Below are 15,487 nucleotides of genomic sequence, written 5' to 3' on the forward strand. Positions count from 1 at the left end.
GACCTTGCTCGGGCTCACGTTCCGCTCTTGCGATGGGGTGCGCGCATGACGTAGCCGACGCCGCGCAGAGTATGGATCAGCCGCGTATGGCCCGTGTCGACCTTCTTGCGCAGGTAGGAGACGTACGTCTCCACAACGCCGACCTCGCCGCCGAAGTCGTAACGCCACACGTGATCGAGGATGCGCGGCTTGCTCAACACCGTTCCGGCATTGACCATGAAATACCGCAGCAACGTGAACTCGGTGGGCGACAGCGCCACCGGCTCGCCCGCCTTCCACACTTCATGGGTGTCGTCGTCGAGCTCGATGTCCTCGAAGCGGATCCGCGAGCTCTCCCGCTGCGGCGCGGCGTGACCGGCGCGCCGCAAGATGACGCGCAACCTCGCCACGACCTCTTCCAGGCTGAACGGCTTGGTGACGTAGTCGTCGGCTCCCAGGGTGAGGCCGGCGACTTTGTCCTGCACCTCGTCCCGTGCGGTCAGGAACAGCACGGGCGCGTCGACGCCATCCGCGCGCAGCCTGCGCAGCAGGCCGAAGCCGTCCATACCCGGCATCATCACGTCCATGATGAGCGCTTGCGGGCGGAACGTGCGCGCCTTGTCCAGCGCTTGGGGGCCATCCGCCGCGGTGTCCACCTCGAAGCCCTGATAGCGCAGGCTCACCGCGAGGAGTTCGACGATCATCGGCTCGTCGTCGACCACCAGCACCCTGGCCTCGGGTTGCTCCACCGGCGCACTACTCATGGCTTCATGGTCCAGTACCCGGCTGCGAAGTTCCTGGATCGAAGCTGGGTGATCGCTGTGCGCCGTGGGTCGGCTGGATGCCTGGTCAGCGCGGCTCGCGAGATTCCGGGTACACGTCGTCGTCGGTCAGCAGCGCGCTGCCCGCGACCTGGCCCTGCGCCAGCGCGTCCAAGAAGGCGCGGGCCCAGCGGTCCACGTCGTGGGCAAGCACCTGGCGGCGCAGCGCGCGCATCCGCCTGCGCTTGACGTCCCGGTCGTCGGTGAGCGCGGCGACGATGGCGTCCTTCACGTCGTCGAGGTCATGCGGGTTGCACAGGTACGCCTGGCGCAGTTCGGCGGCGGCGCCGGTGAACTCGCTCAACACCAGGGTGCCGTTGAGTCCGCTGTGGGAGGCGACGTACTCCTTGGCGACCAGGTTCATGCCGTCGCGCAGCGGCGTCACCAGCATCACGTCCGCGGCCACGAAGAACGCGATCAGCTCGTCGCGCGGAATCGGCCGGTGCAGGTAGTGCACCACCGGATAGCCCACCCTGGCGAACTCGCCGTTGATCCGGCCCACCTGACGCTCGATATCGCCGCGCATCTGGATGTAGCTCTCGACGCGCTCGCGGCTGGGCGTGGCCAGTTGGATCATGACCGTGTCGGCCGGATCGATCCGGCCATCGATGAGCAGTTCTTCCAGCGCGTTGAGCCGGATGTCGATGCCCTTGGTGTAGTCCAGGCGGTCGACGCCGAGCAGGATGTTCTTCGGGTTGCCCAGCTCGGCCCGGATCTTCGCGGCGCGTTCGCGCACCGACCTGCGCCGGGACTGCTCGTCGAGGGCGGCCGAGGCGATCGAGATCGGGAACGCGCCGACCCGCACCGTACGGAATCCCACCTGGACGACGCCGAGCTTGGATCGCACGCCGACCGAGCCGCGCGAAGTCGGCTGGCCGGCCAGCCGGCGAGCCAGGTACAGGAAATTCTGCGCGCCGCCGGGGAGATGGAAGCCGATCAAGTCGGCGCCGAGCAGTCCCTCCACGATCTCGGTCCGCCACGGCATCTGCATGAACAGCTCGACCGGCGGGAACGGGATGTGCAGGAAGAAGCCGATGGTCAGATCCGGGCGCAGCATGCGCAGCATCTTGGGCACCAGCTGGAGCTGGTAGTCCTGCACCCATACGGTCGCGCCTTCGGCGGCGATCTTGGCCGTGGCCTCGGCGAAACGCCGGTTCACGGTGACATACGCGCTCCACCACTTGCGGTCGTAGACCGGGCGCACGATCACGTCGTGGTAGAGCGGCCACAGCGTGCCGTTGGAGAAGCCCTCGTAGTAGTAGGCCACCTCCTGCGCCGCCAGCGGGACCGGGTGCAGTTCGAGGCCGTCCTCGATGATCGGCTCGATGTCCACGTCCGGGACTCCGGCCCAGCCGACCCACGCGCCCTTGTTGTTGCGCAAAACCGGTTCCAGGGCGGTGACCAGACCGCCCGGGCTGCGCTTCCATCGGGTGGTGCCGTCGGGGAGGCGATCGAGGTCGACGGGGAGGCGATTGGCGACGACGACGAAACCGGAGCCCGCGTCGGGACCGGTGGTTCCGGCCGCGGTGTCAGCAGTCGAGGTGTCTCTGGCGTGCTCGGAGTCGTCGGACGGGTTCATCTGGTCCACTCACGCATCCTTTGTGCGTTGCTGTATCCCGCTGGAGTCGACGTCGCCGTTGGCGTCGAGAACGAGACTATTCGCCCCGGGTGCTCGGTCCAATACCCAACATAGACAACAACATCCGGCATTCGTCGGCATCTTCGGCGTAGGCCGCGACGACCCGCTGCGCCTGGCGGGCGGTCTCGTCGGCGAGTGGCTCCAGTTCGTCGTCCGCAATGTCGTTGGCGCTGCCCTTCGCGGCCATTGTCAAGTCCTCCCGGCTCAGTGCGCTCGTACGTGCGAAAAGTCAATGGTATGCGACGCTGGGAATGGCGTCCGCCTGGGCGGCCGACCGCCGCGTGGCACTCGACACCAGGTCACCCGGTCGGTGCGCCGACCCTGCGGGTCCCTATACCGTGGGGAGCGCAGCACCAACTCCACGAAAGGGTCGACATGCCGCTGGCCACGGTGAACGGGATTTCCCTCAACTATCAGGTGAAGGGTGACCGCGCCAGGGGCACCGACGTCAAGGGTTCGGCGCCGCTGGTGGTCATGATCATGGGCACCGGCAGTCCCGGCCGGGTGTGGGAGCTGCACCAGGTTCCGGCGCTGGTCGCGGCCGGTTACCGGGTATGCACCTTCGACAACCGCGGCATCGCGCCGTCCTTCGAGGCGGCCTCCGGCATGACCATCGACGATCTGGTCGCCGACACGGCCGCCCTCATCGAATTCCTCGGCGAGGGTCCCGCCCTGGTCGCCGGGACGTCGATGGGCGCTCGGGTGGCCCAGGAGCTGGCGCTGGCCCACCCCGACCTGGTGCGCAAGGCGGTGTTCATGGCCGGTCACGGACGGCTCGACCAATTCCAGAAGACGCTGTCGCTCGGCGAACACGAACTGGACGCCAGCGGGGTGAAGCTGCCGGCGAAATACGAGGCCGCGATTACCGCGGTGATGAATCTCTCGCCCGCCACCATGGCCGAGCCGAACGCCGCCCGCGACTGGCTGGACCTGTTCGAGTTCACCGGCGGACCGGTTGCGCCCGGCATCCGCGCGCAGCGCAGGATGGACCACGATTTCGACCGGGTCCAGGCATACCGGGCGATTCGCGTGCCCTGCCTTTCGGTCGGATTCGCCGACGACCGGATGATTCCGCCGTACCTGTCCAGGGAGATCGCCGACGTGATCCCGGGCGCGCGATACCAGGAGGTGCCGGACGCTGGGCATTTCGGGTATTTGGAACGTCCGGAGGCGGTCAACAAGATTCTGCTCGACTTCTTTGCGAGCTGATTGCGCGGCGGCCGACGTGCCCCCTGGGTAAGCGCCCAGGCGTAACGTCTCGCTTGCTAGTGTCGAAACAACGCTCGGGGACTCTCGACGCCGGTGGCTTGTGAAAACCGGGCGTCGGGCGAACCAAGAGCGATCCCGTACATTGCGCCAGTATCCAGTGAGGTGAAATTGAGCACCAACCCCTTCGATGATGAAGACGGCCGCTTCTTCGTCCTGGTCAACGACGAGGAACAGCACTCCCTGTGGCCGGCCTTCGCAGAGGTTCCAGCCGGATGGCGAGTCGTGTTCGGCGAGGACAGCCGCGCCGCCTGTGTCGAGTACGTGGAGAAGAACTGGACCGACATGCGTCCGAAGAGCCTGCGCGACGCCATGGCCGCGGACGATGCGGCCCGCCAGGGAGCGCAGTCCTGATCCTCCCGCGGTAATCGATACTGCGCCGGGGACGATTCGACCGCCGCTGCGTGACACCGAAACCCGGTGTCACGCAGTCGGCGTGCCCGGCTATGATGACAACCGCTTTCCTCGCCTCCTTAGCTCAGTGGTAGAGCACTCGCCTTGTAAGCGAGCGGTCGTCAGTTCAATCCTGACAGGGGGCTCCATCCAGCCGCTGCGCGGCTGAGCTCAGTGGTAGAGGCCGCGCAGCGGGGGCTCTATCTCCGCCATCAACATGCGCAGTGTGAGCGAGTGCTTCTCCGGGGGCAGGGCGTCGAGTGCCGCCCGCGCCAGTTTCACTCCCTGGGCTCGGTCCCCGGCCCGAACCAGCATCAAGCCTCGGTGCATGTCCAGGTGGGTCGCGAACCGGGGCAGCGAGTCGGGCAGTTCGGCCCGCGCCGCCTCCTGTGCCTGCACCGCCAGCCGTTCGTCGCCGAGCCGGGCGGCGAGCAGGGACAGGAAGACGTTCACGCGCCACCACGGCACCGCGTAGTCGGACGTCTGCTCCTCGGAACCAGAACGGTCGAACGCGCGGCGGCCGTCGGCGATCAACCGACGGGCGGTATGGGTGTCGCCTTGAAGTGCTGCGGCATGCGCCTTCCCCCATACCGCATTGAGGCGTCCGAGACTGGGTCGCTCGGAGATTGCCAGGGCTTGGTCGGCGAATTCGTGCGCGATCGGCAACCCGGCGCCTTCGTAACCGAGGGCGATGGCGGCCCGGCCGCGAACCCAAGTCCGGATGTCGATGTCACCGGAGCGGTCCGCCGCTTCGGCGGCCATGCGATACCAGGAGATCGCCTTGTTGCCGTCGGAGCCGGGATAGGTCTTCGCGAACAGGGTCATCAGCCGGGCGGCGACCGCCCACATGCGTGGGGAGTCGAGTTGCTGTTGCAGGACGACCAGATCGGCGGCAAGCCGCTGTTGTATCTGCGCCGCGCCTTGGCTCATATAGTCGGTGCCGTACTCAAGGAGCTTCTCCTCCCATTCCTCGATCACCGGCCCGGTCGAATGCAGCCGTGCTGAAAACCCCTGCGAGAGAAGATCCGAAGCCACCACCGGCGCGATCGAGGTAGCAGCGAGATGCGATAGAAACTCGCGTCGATTCACGTCGGCCTCCAACAAACTCAGGGGGCAGTCCAGCACTGTCGCCAGATGGCGCAGCCAGAACGGCGACGGCTCGGTTCTGCCTGACTCCCAGTGCCGCGAGATGTATTCCCGCGTCATGTTGTAACCCGACACCTTGGACAACTCAGCCGCCAACCTGCCCTGACTCCAGCCTTTGGCGGTGCGCAACTGCCTGATCAGATCGCCTGTGGCCCCCGACATACCACCAGCCTGCCACCTCTCCGGCTGGAAACTCCCGCCGAACGGTCGAATGCCACCCCCATGCCACTAGCACGGTTACGGATACCCCACCGCGCGGTGCCGTGCCAGTCATGCCACCAGTTGTGCCACTGCTGCCAGCGCCATACGCACGGAACGCTCTAGAGGTAGGCCCCGGCGCGCGGATGTTTGTCCCCTTCCGGCGATTCCCCCCCGCGCCGGGTGCCGATACCAGCGCATTCGAACAGGACAGGGGTGGAGCGATGGCGTTCAACTGGTGGCGGGAAGCCGAGCCGGATGAAACATCGGCCCAAGCGATCATCGACCGCGTGCAGGACGAGTGGCGAGCTGAACGCCACGCACGTATCCGGGCTGAGCAGGCGGCCGGGCCCGCAGACGCCCGGCTGTGGCCGATCGGGTGGCCGCATGAGGCACCCGACCAACCGCTGAGTGTGTCCGAGGCGCACTGGACCATGCAGCGGCATCGTGGATGTCGCGCCGACGAGTGTCCGCGCAAGGCAGCGGCGCGGCAAGCGTTGATCGACGCCGGGCGCATAGTGCCCGACACGTCCCGTGGGTATTGACGACTTGCATTCGGCGGCCCCGCTTTGGCCATAGATAGCTGCGTATCAGAGCTAGCAGCATGATCATTCAGGTTAGATCAGAGCATCTCAGCGGAGCGGGCGACCAGTCGGAAATACCGCGAACGGTGGGCACCCTTACCTGCCAACCGGTGGCATGTTCTCGACAATGGGAAAGTATGCAGGCGACCAGGTCTCGTTGCGGGTTCGGGGAGGTCACGGGCGAACACCAGATGGGGAACAACCCGTGCATGAGTGCATCTCCTGCTAGCATCGCGCCGAATCTCACTATGTCGAGGTTCACCACATGTCGAAAGTTGTTGAGATGTACGAACATAACGCGTTACTGCAAACCAGCGCGCGGACTCGTACGGGGGGTGCGCGATGACTGAACTGATCGACTTCTCCGCCGCATTGATCGAACCGCAAGCGATCAAGGATGCGGGATATGCCGGTGTCATCGGCTACTTCAGCGATTCCCGGCCGGGCACGAATTTCGGAGCGAAGCCGCTGCGGCGCGAATACTGCGACCGATTACGTGCCATCGGGCTCGAGATAGTCACCAATTATCAGTACGGCAAAGGGGAAACGTCGGATTGGAAAGGGGGCTATGACGCGGGGGTGCACCATGCACGAATCGCGCTGAACTACCATCTCGCGGCGGGCGGACCGGGCTTCCGGCCGCTGTATGCCCCGGTTGACGCGAATCCCTCCCTGAACGAGTGGAATTCACTGATCGCACCGTTCCTGCGGGGCTGGGCATCGGTGGTCGGCCTGGAGTGGACCGGTATGTACGGCAACGCGCGGTGCATCGAATGGGCGCTCGAGGACGGTGTGGCCACGTGGTTCTGGCAACACAACTGGTCTGGTGATCCTTCGATCAACGGGGATCATCCGGCCGCGCACATCCACCAGATCCGCATCGACAGCGACCGGGTCGGGGGCGTTGTGGTGGACGTCAACAAAGTTCTCGCCGACGACTACGGGCAGTGGTCGAAATCGGCGGATCCTGATGAAGGGGGAAACATGAACAAGCCGGAGTACACCGAGATAGACCGAATGGGCAACTCCGCGTCCAGCCGTCACGGGGCGCGCGTCACCAACTTCCTGCTGCACACCCAGGAGGGCAACGGAACCGCGGAGAGCTTGGCGAACTACCTCAACAATCCCAGAAATGGCGTGAGCTACCACTACACGGTCCGCGATCGTATCGTGGTCGACGTCGTCGACACCGACCTGGCGAGCTGGTCTGTGCTGGACGCGAACCCGTACACGATCAACCTCTGCTTCGCGGGCAGCCGCGTCGCGTGGAGCCGGAACGACTGGCTACGCATCCGCGACGACATCCGGATCGCAGCGTGGCTGGCGGTGCAGGACGCCAGGAAATACGGTTTCGACACGCATGTCATCGCGCCGCCATATCAACGCCGCGAAGGGATCTCCGACCATAAGTACGTGACCGAAGTTCTCCGGATCGGTACGCACACCGATGTCGGGCGGAACTTCCCGTGGGACGTCTTCGCCGATGATGTGCGCGGCTTCGCCACCGGCGAACCGGGCGGCGGGTCGGAGCCGAACGCGATCAACGACAGCGCCGCCGCGAACCCGTGGCTGGGCAGAAGGATCACCGCGGGCGAGATCGCGACGCCCGATGGCGTGGGCCGCTTCGCCCAGTTCGAGCACGGCTACATCTATTGGCACCCCGACACCGGCGCACACCCCATCCCGGAAACACTGTGGCGGAAGTTCGAGGAACTGCGCTGGGAGGCTGGTCCGCTCGGCTACCCGGTGACCGACCGTACCGTCTTGACCGCGCCGGATGGCCGGCCTTTGGGCGAGGTGCAAGGTTTCCAGGGCGGCGCGCTCTACCGGCAGCAATCCAGCGAACTCGCCTTCTGGGTGCACGGCGCGATCCGTGACCGCTGGAACCGCTCCGGTTTCGAGAAGGGGCCGCTGGGCTGGCCGAAGACCGACGAAATCCCCTGGGACACCGGCACATACCAGGACTTCGAGCGCGGCCGGATCTACTGGACCCCGAGCCAGACCCTGGCCACGGTTGCGGTCGGCGGAGTCGATACTCCGCTACACGACGTGGCGAGCTGACCGCGATAAGCGGAGAAAGGGCAAGGGGCCGACCGCGACGAGCGGTCGGCCCCGTTCGGAACCGAGGTGACGACTTGCGCCTAGCTCAGCGTCTTCAGTGCCGCCGCGTCGTACGGCTTCAGCTCGTCGATCCGCCCCCCTAGCACCTTGGACGCCCACTCCGGGTCCTGGAGCAGGGCACGGCCGACGGCGACCAGGTCGAACTCGTCGCGCTCCATGCGATCGAAGAGGTTGTCGAGGCTGCCCAGCTCGGCGCCCTCGCCCGTGAACGCACGGATGAAGTCGCCGTCGAGGCCGACCGAACCGACGGTGATGGTGGGCCTGCCGGTGAGCTTCTTGGTCCAGCCGGCCAGGTTCAGGTCCGCGCCATCGAATTCCGGGAGCCAGTAGCGGCGGGTGGAGGCGTGGAAGGCGTCGACGCCGGCCGCGGCGAGCGGGGCGAGGATCGCCTCCAGCTCCTGCGGGGTCTCGGCGAGCCGCGCGTCGTAGGCCTCCTGCTTCCACTGCGAGTAGCGGAAGATCACCGGGAAGCCGGGCGAGACGGCCGCGCGGACCGCGGCCACGATCTCGGCCGCGAACTTCGTTCGGGCCACGGGGTCGCCGCCGTAGGCATCGGTACGGCGGTTCGTCCGCGCCCACAGGAACTGGTCGAGGAGATAGCCGTGGGCACCGTGCAGTTCGACGCCGTCGAAGCCGATGCGCTCGGCAGCCGCGGCGGCCTCGGCGAAGGCGCCGATGACGTCGTCCAGGTCGCGCTGGATCATCGCCTTGCCGGTGCCCTCGGTGCCGTCGACGCGGATACCGGAGGGGCCGACGGCGGGTGCGTCGGCGTAGGGCGCGTCGCCCTGGTTGCGCACCATGCCGATGTGCCACAGCTGCGGCACGATCTTGCCGCCCGCCGCGTGTACGGCTTCGGCGACCTTCGCCCACCCCGCCAACTGTTCCGCACCGTCGAACCGCGGCACACGATCACTCTGCCCGGCCGACTCGTGGCCGACGTAGGTCCCCTCGGTGACGATCAGGCCCACGCCGGCGGCGGCGCGGCGGGCGTAGTACGACCGCACATCATCACCGGGAACGCCGCCAGGGGAGAACATGCGCGTCATCGGCGCCATCACGATGCGGTTCGGGACGGTCAGGCCGTTCAGCGCGACGGGCCGGGACAGGAGCTCGGCCGCGCGGGAGGCGGGGGACGCGGTGACGGTCACAAAGGACTCCTCGTAGCTACTTGACAACCTTGATGCTTGAGAACCTCAAGCAACGCGAATACGGTAGAGGTAGATATTTGAGATAGTCAAGTTTCAGGGGATAGGGTGGCTCTCATGACAGAGGCTCCCCGCGTCGACACGGCCGAGCTCATGGAGCTGCTCTCGGTGTCGCTCGGCGCCTACTACGGCGACTTCACAGTCGCGGCAGCGAGCGAGAACCTCACAGCGAGCCAGGGCAAGGCGCTGACCGTACTGCGCCGTCGACCCGCCGCGATGCGCGCCCTGGCCGAGACCTTGACCTGCGACGCCTCCAACGTGACCGGAATCATCGACCGGCTGGAGAAGCGCGGCCTAGTGCGCCGCGAGGCCAGCGCATCCGACCGGCGCGTCAAGAATCTCGTCCTCACGGCCGAGGGCGAGCGCGTCGCCGACGCGATCCGCGCGAAGATGCGCGCCACGCAAGATGGCCTGAACAGGCTCAGCGACCAGGAACGGGACTGCCTGTACGCCCTGCTGGAACGGGTTTTCGTCGCCCGGCTCTCCGCCTGACCGGGGTGACCCGCGACGGAACTGGTACTGCCGGCGAACCAGGCCGTCCCGTGCGTCCACGGCCCACACGTGACCGCTAGCCGGTACGGCCTGAAGACCCGGAGTGGCGGGAAGCTCAGTCGGGGACGTTGGCGCCGTAGCCGAGGTCACGCAGGGCTTGCTTGATCTTGGCTTGGGCCTCGTCCAGGGATTCGGGGCTCGGATTCGGGTCGGCGCTGGAGATGTCGAAATTTCCCAGGGTGAACGCGGGGAACACGTGCACGTGCAGGTGCGGCACTTCCATGCCGGCGATCAAGAGACCGGCGCGCGGCGCGTCCCACGCCGCGCGCACGGCCTGCCCGATCTTCTGCGCGACGCCGGTCACCCGGGCCATGGTGTTGGCGTCGACGTCCTGCCACTGGTCGATCTCCTTACGTGGCACGACCAAGGTGTGGCCCGGGGTGATCGGGGCGATGGTGAGGAAGCCGACGAACTCGTCGTCCTCCCAGACGAATCGACCCGGGAGCTGACCGGCGATGATCGCACTGAAGACAGAAGCCATGCTCCGCAGACTAGACCGGCCCGCGTACCGAGGGGTGGCGCCGGCGCGCTACACCGCCACGAAGTGCGACAGGATGCCCTGCACCTCGTAGATGTCCACCTGGCGATTGAACCGCTTCTGCAGCGGCTCGGAGGTGCCCGCGATCCAGATGGCCAGTTCGGCGTCCAGATCGAAGGTGCCCGCGGTCTCCACCGAGAAATGGGTGATCGCGCGGTAGGGGACGCTGTGGTAGCTCACCTTGCGGCCGGTGACGCCCTGCTTGTCGATCAGGATCAGGCGGCGGTTCGTGAACAGCATGGCGTCGCGGACCAGCAGATACGCGGCGTAGACCTGTTCACCATTGCCGAGGAGCTTGGCATACTCCTGTTGCGCCTGGCCCGGATCGATCCGGCCGGCATTCCCCATCAGTCCATCGATCAGACCCATCGTCAGCACATCCTTCGGGTGCTCCGGTGTGGTCGGAGCGGGCGTGTTCGCCCACATCCGTTGTCCCCATTCATCATCCCCGCGCACGGACGGCTGCGTCAGCCTTCGCCCGCCCCGGCGCGGGGCCGCGAACGGAGTGCGTCCGGCCGCGCCCATTAGTCTGTTGCCGTGCGTGTACTCGTCATCGGTTCCGGAGCCCGTGAACATGCCCTCGTCCTGGCCCTGCGCCAGGACCCCGCGGTGACCGCGCTGTTCGCCGCCCCCGGCAACGCGGGGATCGCCCAGCACGCGCAGATCCGCCCGGTGGATCCGTCCTCCGCCGAAGACGTGGTCGCGCTGGCCGCCGAGGTGCACGCCGACCTCGTGGTGATCGGGCCCGAGGTTCCGCTCGTGCTCGGCGTCGCCGACGCGGTGCGCGCCGCGGGCATCGCCTGCTTCGGCCCGTCGGCCGCCGCCGCCAGGATCGAGGGGTCCAAGGCGTTCGCCAAGGACGTGATGGCCGCGGCCGGCGTGCGCACCGCGCACAGCGAGGTCGTGGACAGCCCGGCCGAACTCGACGACGCGCTCGACCGTTTCGGACCCACCTGGGTGGTCAAGGACGACGGCCTGGCCGCGGGCAAGGGGGTCGTGGTGACCGCCGATCGCTCCGCCGCGCGCGAGCACGGCGCGGAACTGCTCGAGCAGGGCCACCCGGTGCTGCTGGAATCGTTCCTGGACGGGCCGGAAGTATCGCTGTTCTGCCTGGTCGACGGCGAGACCGTGGTGCCGCTGCTGCCCGCGCAGGACCACAAGCGCGTCGGCGACGGCGACACCGGCCCGAACACCGGCGGTATGGGCGCCTACACGCCGCTGCCGTGGCTGCCCGACCAGACCGTCACCGCGATCGTGGAGGACGTGGTGAAACCCGTTGCCGCCGAACTGGTGCGGCGCGGCAGCGGATTCTCCGGCCTGCTCTACGCGGGCCTGGCGATCGGCAAGGACGGTCCCGCGGTGGTCGAATTCAATTGCCGCTTCGGCGATCCCGAGACGCAAGCGGTGCTCGCGCTGCTGGACAGCCCACTCGGCGAGCTGCTCAACGCCACCGCCACCGGCACGCTCGCGCAGGTCGCGCCGCCGCGCTGGCGGGACGGCTCCGCGATCACCGTGGTAGTCGCCGCGGAGAACTACCCGGGCCGCCCGCGCATCGGCGACGCCATCTCCGGCGCTGGCGAGGGCACGCTCGACGACACCGCCGCGGTCCTGCACGCGGGCACCGCGTTGCGCGAAGACGGCGCGCTGGTCTCCGCGGGCGGGCGGGTGCTGAACGTGGTCGGCGTCGGCGCCGATCTGGTCGAGGCTCGCGCACGGGCCTACGACCGCATCGCCGCCATCAAGCTCCCAGGCAGCCACTACCGCACGGATATCGGCTTGGCCGCCGTGGAGGACCGTATCGCTGTCCCCGCCTCGCCGAGTCTTTAGTCCGTACCAGTCGGGTGACACCGAATTTGCGTTCAGGTCCCGCGTTTGGTGCCGCGCATGCTTTTTTGGGGGTACCCGGCGAGTTATTCATGTGCTTGCCAGGCCAGTTGTCGCGTTCGCAGCTTTAGTCCCTAGCCGAGGTGCGGCCCGCGCCGAGTGGCCGTAGGCGTGGCCTGACATGCTGGCCGCCTTCGAAATGATGCGGGGTCTGCGTGCAGGCACCGCCGCGGGGATGCGCGACGCGATGGTCGGCGCCGCGCGGGGCTGGTCCGGCTCAGGTGAAGGTCAGGCCGCGTAGTGCCAGCCACTGCAGTGGGTCTACATGCCGTCCGCCGACGAGTACCTCGAAATGCAGGTGTGGACCGGTCGAGTCGCCGCGGTTGCCCATGCGGGCGATCTGCATGCCGGCGGGCACCCGTTCGCCGACCGAGACGAAGAAGTCGTACATGTGCCCGTAGACGGTGATGCTGCCGTCGTCGTGGCGGATCCGCACCCACAGCCCGAAGCCATGGGCCGGTCCCGCGTCGATCACCGTGCCGTCGGCGACCGCGTAGATCGGAGTCCCGATCGGTGCCGCGATATCGATCCCGTTGTGGAAGGTGCCCCAGCGGGAACCGAATCCGGAGGTGAACACGCCACGCGTGGGCAGGACGAAGCCGCCGGTGCCCGGCAGCACAGCGCCTGGCCGCACCGGGGCGCTTCCGGTCAGCCACGGCTGACGCTCACCCGCGATCGCGGCGGCGGCCTCGGCCTTGGCGCGATCCAGGGTGGCGCGTGCGGCCGTGGCGACCACGGCCTGCTCGCGCAGCCGCTCACCGTTGGCGATCGCGTTCAGCAACCGGCGCACCGACGGCGGCGTGCTCTGTATCTGCGGCGGATACGCGACGGCGACACGCTGGGCGCGATCCGGCGCCGGGGTGCGTTCGGTGACCGTCCCGGCGAACGGCGTGTCGCTCGCGGCGAACACCGCGGCCGCGGCTAACCCGGCCAGTAGCACTCTGTGCTTGCGCGCCAGCCCGAGCACATCCTCCCCGCTGGGTCTGCGCCGCCACAGAGCACGGATATCCGGTCTGCGTTTCCACCGGGTCCGCAGCGCGGATCGGCGCGCCCATAGGACGCGCCGATACAGTCTTCCGAACACCCGCCTTCCGGTACGTTTCGGCGGGCGCACACGCCAATCACGCGGAATGACCCCGATGCCAACCACTCCGCGTACTCGGTCGAGCCGGTCCCGTCGAGCGTTCTCGAGCATTACGCAGACCATAACCGCGACAGCGCCCGCTGGTGCTCTACCGTCTGTCGAGTGTCCAGAGAATCTCGCCGGTCGACCATTCCACCTTTCTACGTGATGGATGTATGGAAAGCCGCCGCGGAACGCGCCAGAACACACGGTGACGTGCTCGTCCTCGCCGCGGGGCAGCCGTCGACGCCGGCGCCCGCACCGGTGCTGCGCGCGACGAGACTGGCGATCGAGTCCGAATTGCTCGGTTACACCGAGACCTTCGGCATCCTGGCGCTGCGCGAAGCGATCGCCGAACACCATCGCGAGACCTACGGCTACCAGGTCGATCCGGATGACGTGGTGGTGACGACCGGGTCGTCCGGCGCCTTCTCGCTGATCTTCCTCGCCGCCTTCGATCCCGGCGACACGGTCGTGGTCGCGCGCCCGGGCTATCCGGCCTATCGCAACACGCTCGCCGCGCTCGGTTGCCGCGTGCTGGAGCTGGACTGCGGAGCCCAGACCCGATTCCAGCCCACCGTCGCGATGCTCGATGCTCTCCCGGAACCGCCCGCGGGTCTGATCGTGGCCAGCCCCGCCAACCCCACCGGGACCATGATCGCGCCCGCCGAACTCGCCGCGCTGGCCCGCTGGTGCGAGGAGCACAGCACGCTGCTGATCTCCGACGAGATCTACCACGGCATCACCTACGACAACTCCAGCGCCGACAGCGCGACCTCGTCGGCTTGGGAGACATCGCGGGAATCGGTGGTGATCGGCTCCGTCTCCAAGTACTTCTCCATGACGGGCTGGCGGCTCGGCTGGATGCTGGTGCCGAGCGGATTGCGGCCCGCACTGCAACGGCTGGCTTCGAACCTGACCGTCTGCCCGCCGGCAATCTCGCAGTACGCAGCCATGCACGCGTTCGGCGCGGAGGCCAAGGAGGAACTCGACGGGCACGTCCGGCGGTACGCGGTGAACCGGCGGCTGCTGCTGGACGGCCTGCCGAAGCTGGGCATCACCGACCTCGCTCCCGCCGACGGCGCCTTCTACGCCTACGCCGACATCGGCCACCTCACCGACGACTCCCGGGCGTGGTGTGCCGACGTGCTGAACCACACCGGAGTCGCGCTCGCGCCGGGAGTCGACTTCGACACCGTCAACGGGCACCACACGGTGCGCTTCTCGTTCGCCGGAGCTACGGCGGACATCGAGGCGGCGCTGCTGCGTCTAGGGCACTATCTGGCGGTCTGAACCCGCTGTCGTGTAACAACTTTCCGCAGTTCGGCACCGTGGTCGCGCGGATGCGGTAAAACAACGATGGCTGCTTTTCCTCGCTGATTTCCCCTGGAAGAACTGATGACGACTGGCACGATGGCACGGTGATCACCGCGACGACCCCGAAAGGCGAACGGCGTCGCCAGGCTCTGGTAGCCGCCGCCGCCGAGCTGCTGCTCGAAGGTGGATTCGAAGCGGTGCGGCATCGTTCGGTCGCGACCCGCGCTGATCTGCCGCTGGCGTCGACCACCTACTACTTCGAATCCCTGGACGATCTGATCGCGCGGGCGGTCGAGTTCAGCGGCAACGCCGAGCTGGACGCGATGCGCAGGCGGGTCGGGGAGGTGAGCCACCGGCGCCGCGGCGCGGAGGCCACCGTCGACTTGGTGCTCGACCTGCTGGTCGGGGCCGATGGCGCGGATGAGGTCGCGCGCGGGCAGCTGATCGCCCGCTACGAGCGCTCGGTCGCCTCGGCGCGGCACCCGGAGTTACGCGAGGTCCAGTTACGGCTGCGCGCCCAGCTGGACGAGTTGCTGGCCGACGTGCTGCGCCGATCCGATCGGATGGTGCGGCCGGAGCAGCTGCGCAGGCTGGTCGCGGTGGTGGACGGAGCGGTGGTCGCGGCGCTCACCGAGATGGACCCAGAACCGCGGCGGATGGCTCGCGGTGCGCTGCTGGAAGTGATCGACATCGTCGCGCCACCGGCTCGGGCAGGGGCGGA

At 67.6% G+C, this 15,487-nt stretch carries 16 protein-coding genes and 1 tRNA gene; 9 read left to right on the top strand and 8 right to left on the bottom strand.

Annotated elements, in window-relative coordinates; translation table 11 throughout:
* Positions 1-14: 14 nt before the first annotated feature.
* From NA4_RS09690 to NA4_RS41325, 3 genes are all read right to left on the bottom strand, one after another.
* Positions 15-743 carry a response regulator transcription factor gene (locus NA4_RS09690; RefSeq protein ID WP_169811003.1) on the bottom strand — a complete coding sequence of 243 codons (729 nt, stop codon included), beginning with the start codon at positions 741-743 and terminating at the stop codon, positions 15-17.
* An 85-nt stretch (positions 744-828) separates the two neighbouring features.
* Positions 829-2,379: an alpha,alpha-trehalose-phosphate synthase (UDP-forming) gene (locus NA4_RS09695; protein ID WP_067467384.1), complete on the bottom strand. Its 1,551-nt coding sequence runs from the start codon at positions 2,377-2,379 to the stop codon at positions 829-831.
* A 76-nt stretch (positions 2,380-2,455) separates the two neighbouring features.
* Positions 2,456-2,626, bottom strand: coding sequence for a hypothetical protein (locus tag NA4_RS41325; protein ID WP_169811004.1), 171 nt, complete (start codon positions 2,624-2,626; stop codon positions 2,456-2,458).
* A gap of 188 nt (positions 2,627-2,814) precedes the next feature.
* Between NA4_RS41325 and NA4_RS09700 the strand changes: the two genes are divergently transcribed.
* From NA4_RS09700 to NA4_RS09710, 3 genes are all read left to right on the top strand, one after another.
* Positions 2,815-3,648, top strand: coding sequence for an alpha/beta fold hydrolase (locus NA4_RS09700; protein ID WP_067467330.1), 834 nt, complete (start codon positions 2,815-2,817; stop codon positions 3,646-3,648).
* 168 nt (positions 3,649-3,816) lie between these two features.
* Positions 3,817-4,059: an MbtH family protein gene (locus tag NA4_RS09705; protein ID WP_011207082.1), complete on the top strand. Its 243-nt coding sequence runs from the start codon at positions 3,817-3,819 to the stop codon at positions 4,057-4,059.
* A gap of 113 nt (positions 4,060-4,172) precedes the next feature.
* A tRNA-Thr gene (locus NA4_RS09710) sits at positions 4,173-4,247 on the top strand.
* A 22-nt stretch (positions 4,248-4,269) separates the two neighbouring features.
* Here NA4_RS09710 and NA4_RS09715 read toward each other — a convergent pair.
* On the bottom strand, positions 4,270-5,406 hold the full coding sequence (locus tag NA4_RS09715) for a helix-turn-helix domain-containing protein (protein WP_067467333.1): 1,137 nt from the start codon (positions 5,404-5,406) through the stop codon (positions 4,270-4,272).
* Positions 5,407-5,666: 260 nt separating this feature from the next.
* Between NA4_RS09715 and NA4_RS09720 the strand changes: the two genes are divergently transcribed.
* Together NA4_RS09720 and NA4_RS38995 are read left to right on the top strand one after the other, a co-directional pair.
* On the top strand, positions 5,667-5,987 hold the full coding sequence (locus tag NA4_RS09720; RefSeq protein ID WP_067467336.1) for a hypothetical protein: 321 nt from the start codon (positions 5,667-5,669) through the stop codon (positions 5,985-5,987).
* A gap of 381 nt (positions 5,988-6,368) precedes the next feature.
* Complete coding sequence (locus NA4_RS38995; protein WP_084496946.1) at positions 6,369-8,087, top strand: glycoside hydrolase domain-containing protein; 1,719 nt, start codon at positions 6,369-6,371, stop codon at positions 8,085-8,087.
* 80 nt (positions 8,088-8,167) lie between these two features.
* On the opposite strand, the gene NA4_RS09730 is transcribed toward NA4_RS38995, so the two are convergent.
* Positions 8,168-9,295 carry an NADH:flavin oxidoreductase gene (locus tag NA4_RS09730; RefSeq protein WP_067467339.1) on the bottom strand — a complete coding sequence of 376 codons (1,128 nt, stop codon included), beginning with the start codon at positions 9,293-9,295 and terminating at the stop codon, positions 8,168-8,170.
* A 114-nt stretch (positions 9,296-9,409) separates the two neighbouring features.
* Here NA4_RS09730 and NA4_RS09735 point away from each other — a divergent pair, with 114 nt between their 5' ends.
* Positions 9,410-9,844, top strand: coding sequence for a MarR family winged helix-turn-helix transcriptional regulator (locus tag NA4_RS09735; RefSeq protein WP_067467342.1), 435 nt, complete (start codon positions 9,410-9,412; stop codon positions 9,842-9,844).
* 115 nt (positions 9,845-9,959) lie between these two features.
* Here the strand turns inward: NA4_RS09735 and NA4_RS09740 are convergent, their stop codons facing one another.
* Both NA4_RS09740 and NA4_RS09745 read right to left on the bottom strand, forming a co-directional pair.
* Complete coding sequence (locus tag NA4_RS09740) at positions 9,960-10,385, bottom strand: HIT family protein (RefSeq protein ID WP_067467345.1); 426 nt, start codon at positions 10,383-10,385, stop codon at positions 9,960-9,962.
* Positions 10,386-10,433: 48 nt separating this feature from the next.
* Positions 10,434-10,811: a PH domain-containing protein gene (locus tag NA4_RS09745; RefSeq protein WP_067467390.1), complete on the bottom strand. Its 378-nt coding sequence runs from the start codon at positions 10,809-10,811 to the stop codon at positions 10,434-10,436.
* A 168-nt stretch (positions 10,812-10,979) separates the two neighbouring features.
* On the opposite strand from NA4_RS09745, the gene purD reads away from it, so the two are divergent.
* The gene (purD, locus tag NA4_RS09750) at positions 10,980-12,269 is read left to right on the top strand and encodes a phosphoribosylamine--glycine ligase (RefSeq protein ID WP_067467348.1); all 1,290 of its coding nucleotides are present in this window, start codon (positions 10,980-10,982) and stop codon (positions 12,267-12,269) included.
* A 274-nt stretch (positions 12,270-12,543) separates the two neighbouring features.
* On the opposite strand, the gene NA4_RS09755 is transcribed toward purD, so the two are convergent.
* Positions 12,544-13,521 carry a M23 family metallopeptidase gene (locus tag NA4_RS09755; protein WP_067467393.1) on the bottom strand — a complete coding sequence of 326 codons (978 nt, stop codon included), beginning with the start codon at positions 13,519-13,521 and terminating at the stop codon, positions 12,544-12,546.
* Positions 13,522-13,572: 51 nt separating this feature from the next.
* On the opposite strand from NA4_RS09755, the gene NA4_RS09760 reads away from it, so the two are divergent.
* Together NA4_RS09760 and NA4_RS09765 are read left to right on the top strand one after the other, a co-directional pair.
* Complete coding sequence (locus NA4_RS09760; protein ID WP_218022279.1) at positions 13,573-14,742, top strand: pyridoxal phosphate-dependent aminotransferase; 1,170 nt, start codon at positions 13,573-13,575, stop codon at positions 14,740-14,742.
* Between the two features lie 128 nt (positions 14,743-14,870).
* A partial coding sequence (locus NA4_RS09765; protein WP_067467354.1) for a TetR/AcrR family transcriptional regulator occupies positions 14,871-15,487 on the top strand: 617 nt, incomplete at its 3' end.

The organism is Nocardia amamiensis NBRC 102102 (assembly GCF_001612745.1).
GTDB classification, from domain to species: Bacteria; Actinomycetota; Actinomycetes; order Mycobacteriales; family Mycobacteriaceae; genus Nocardia; species Nocardia amamiensis.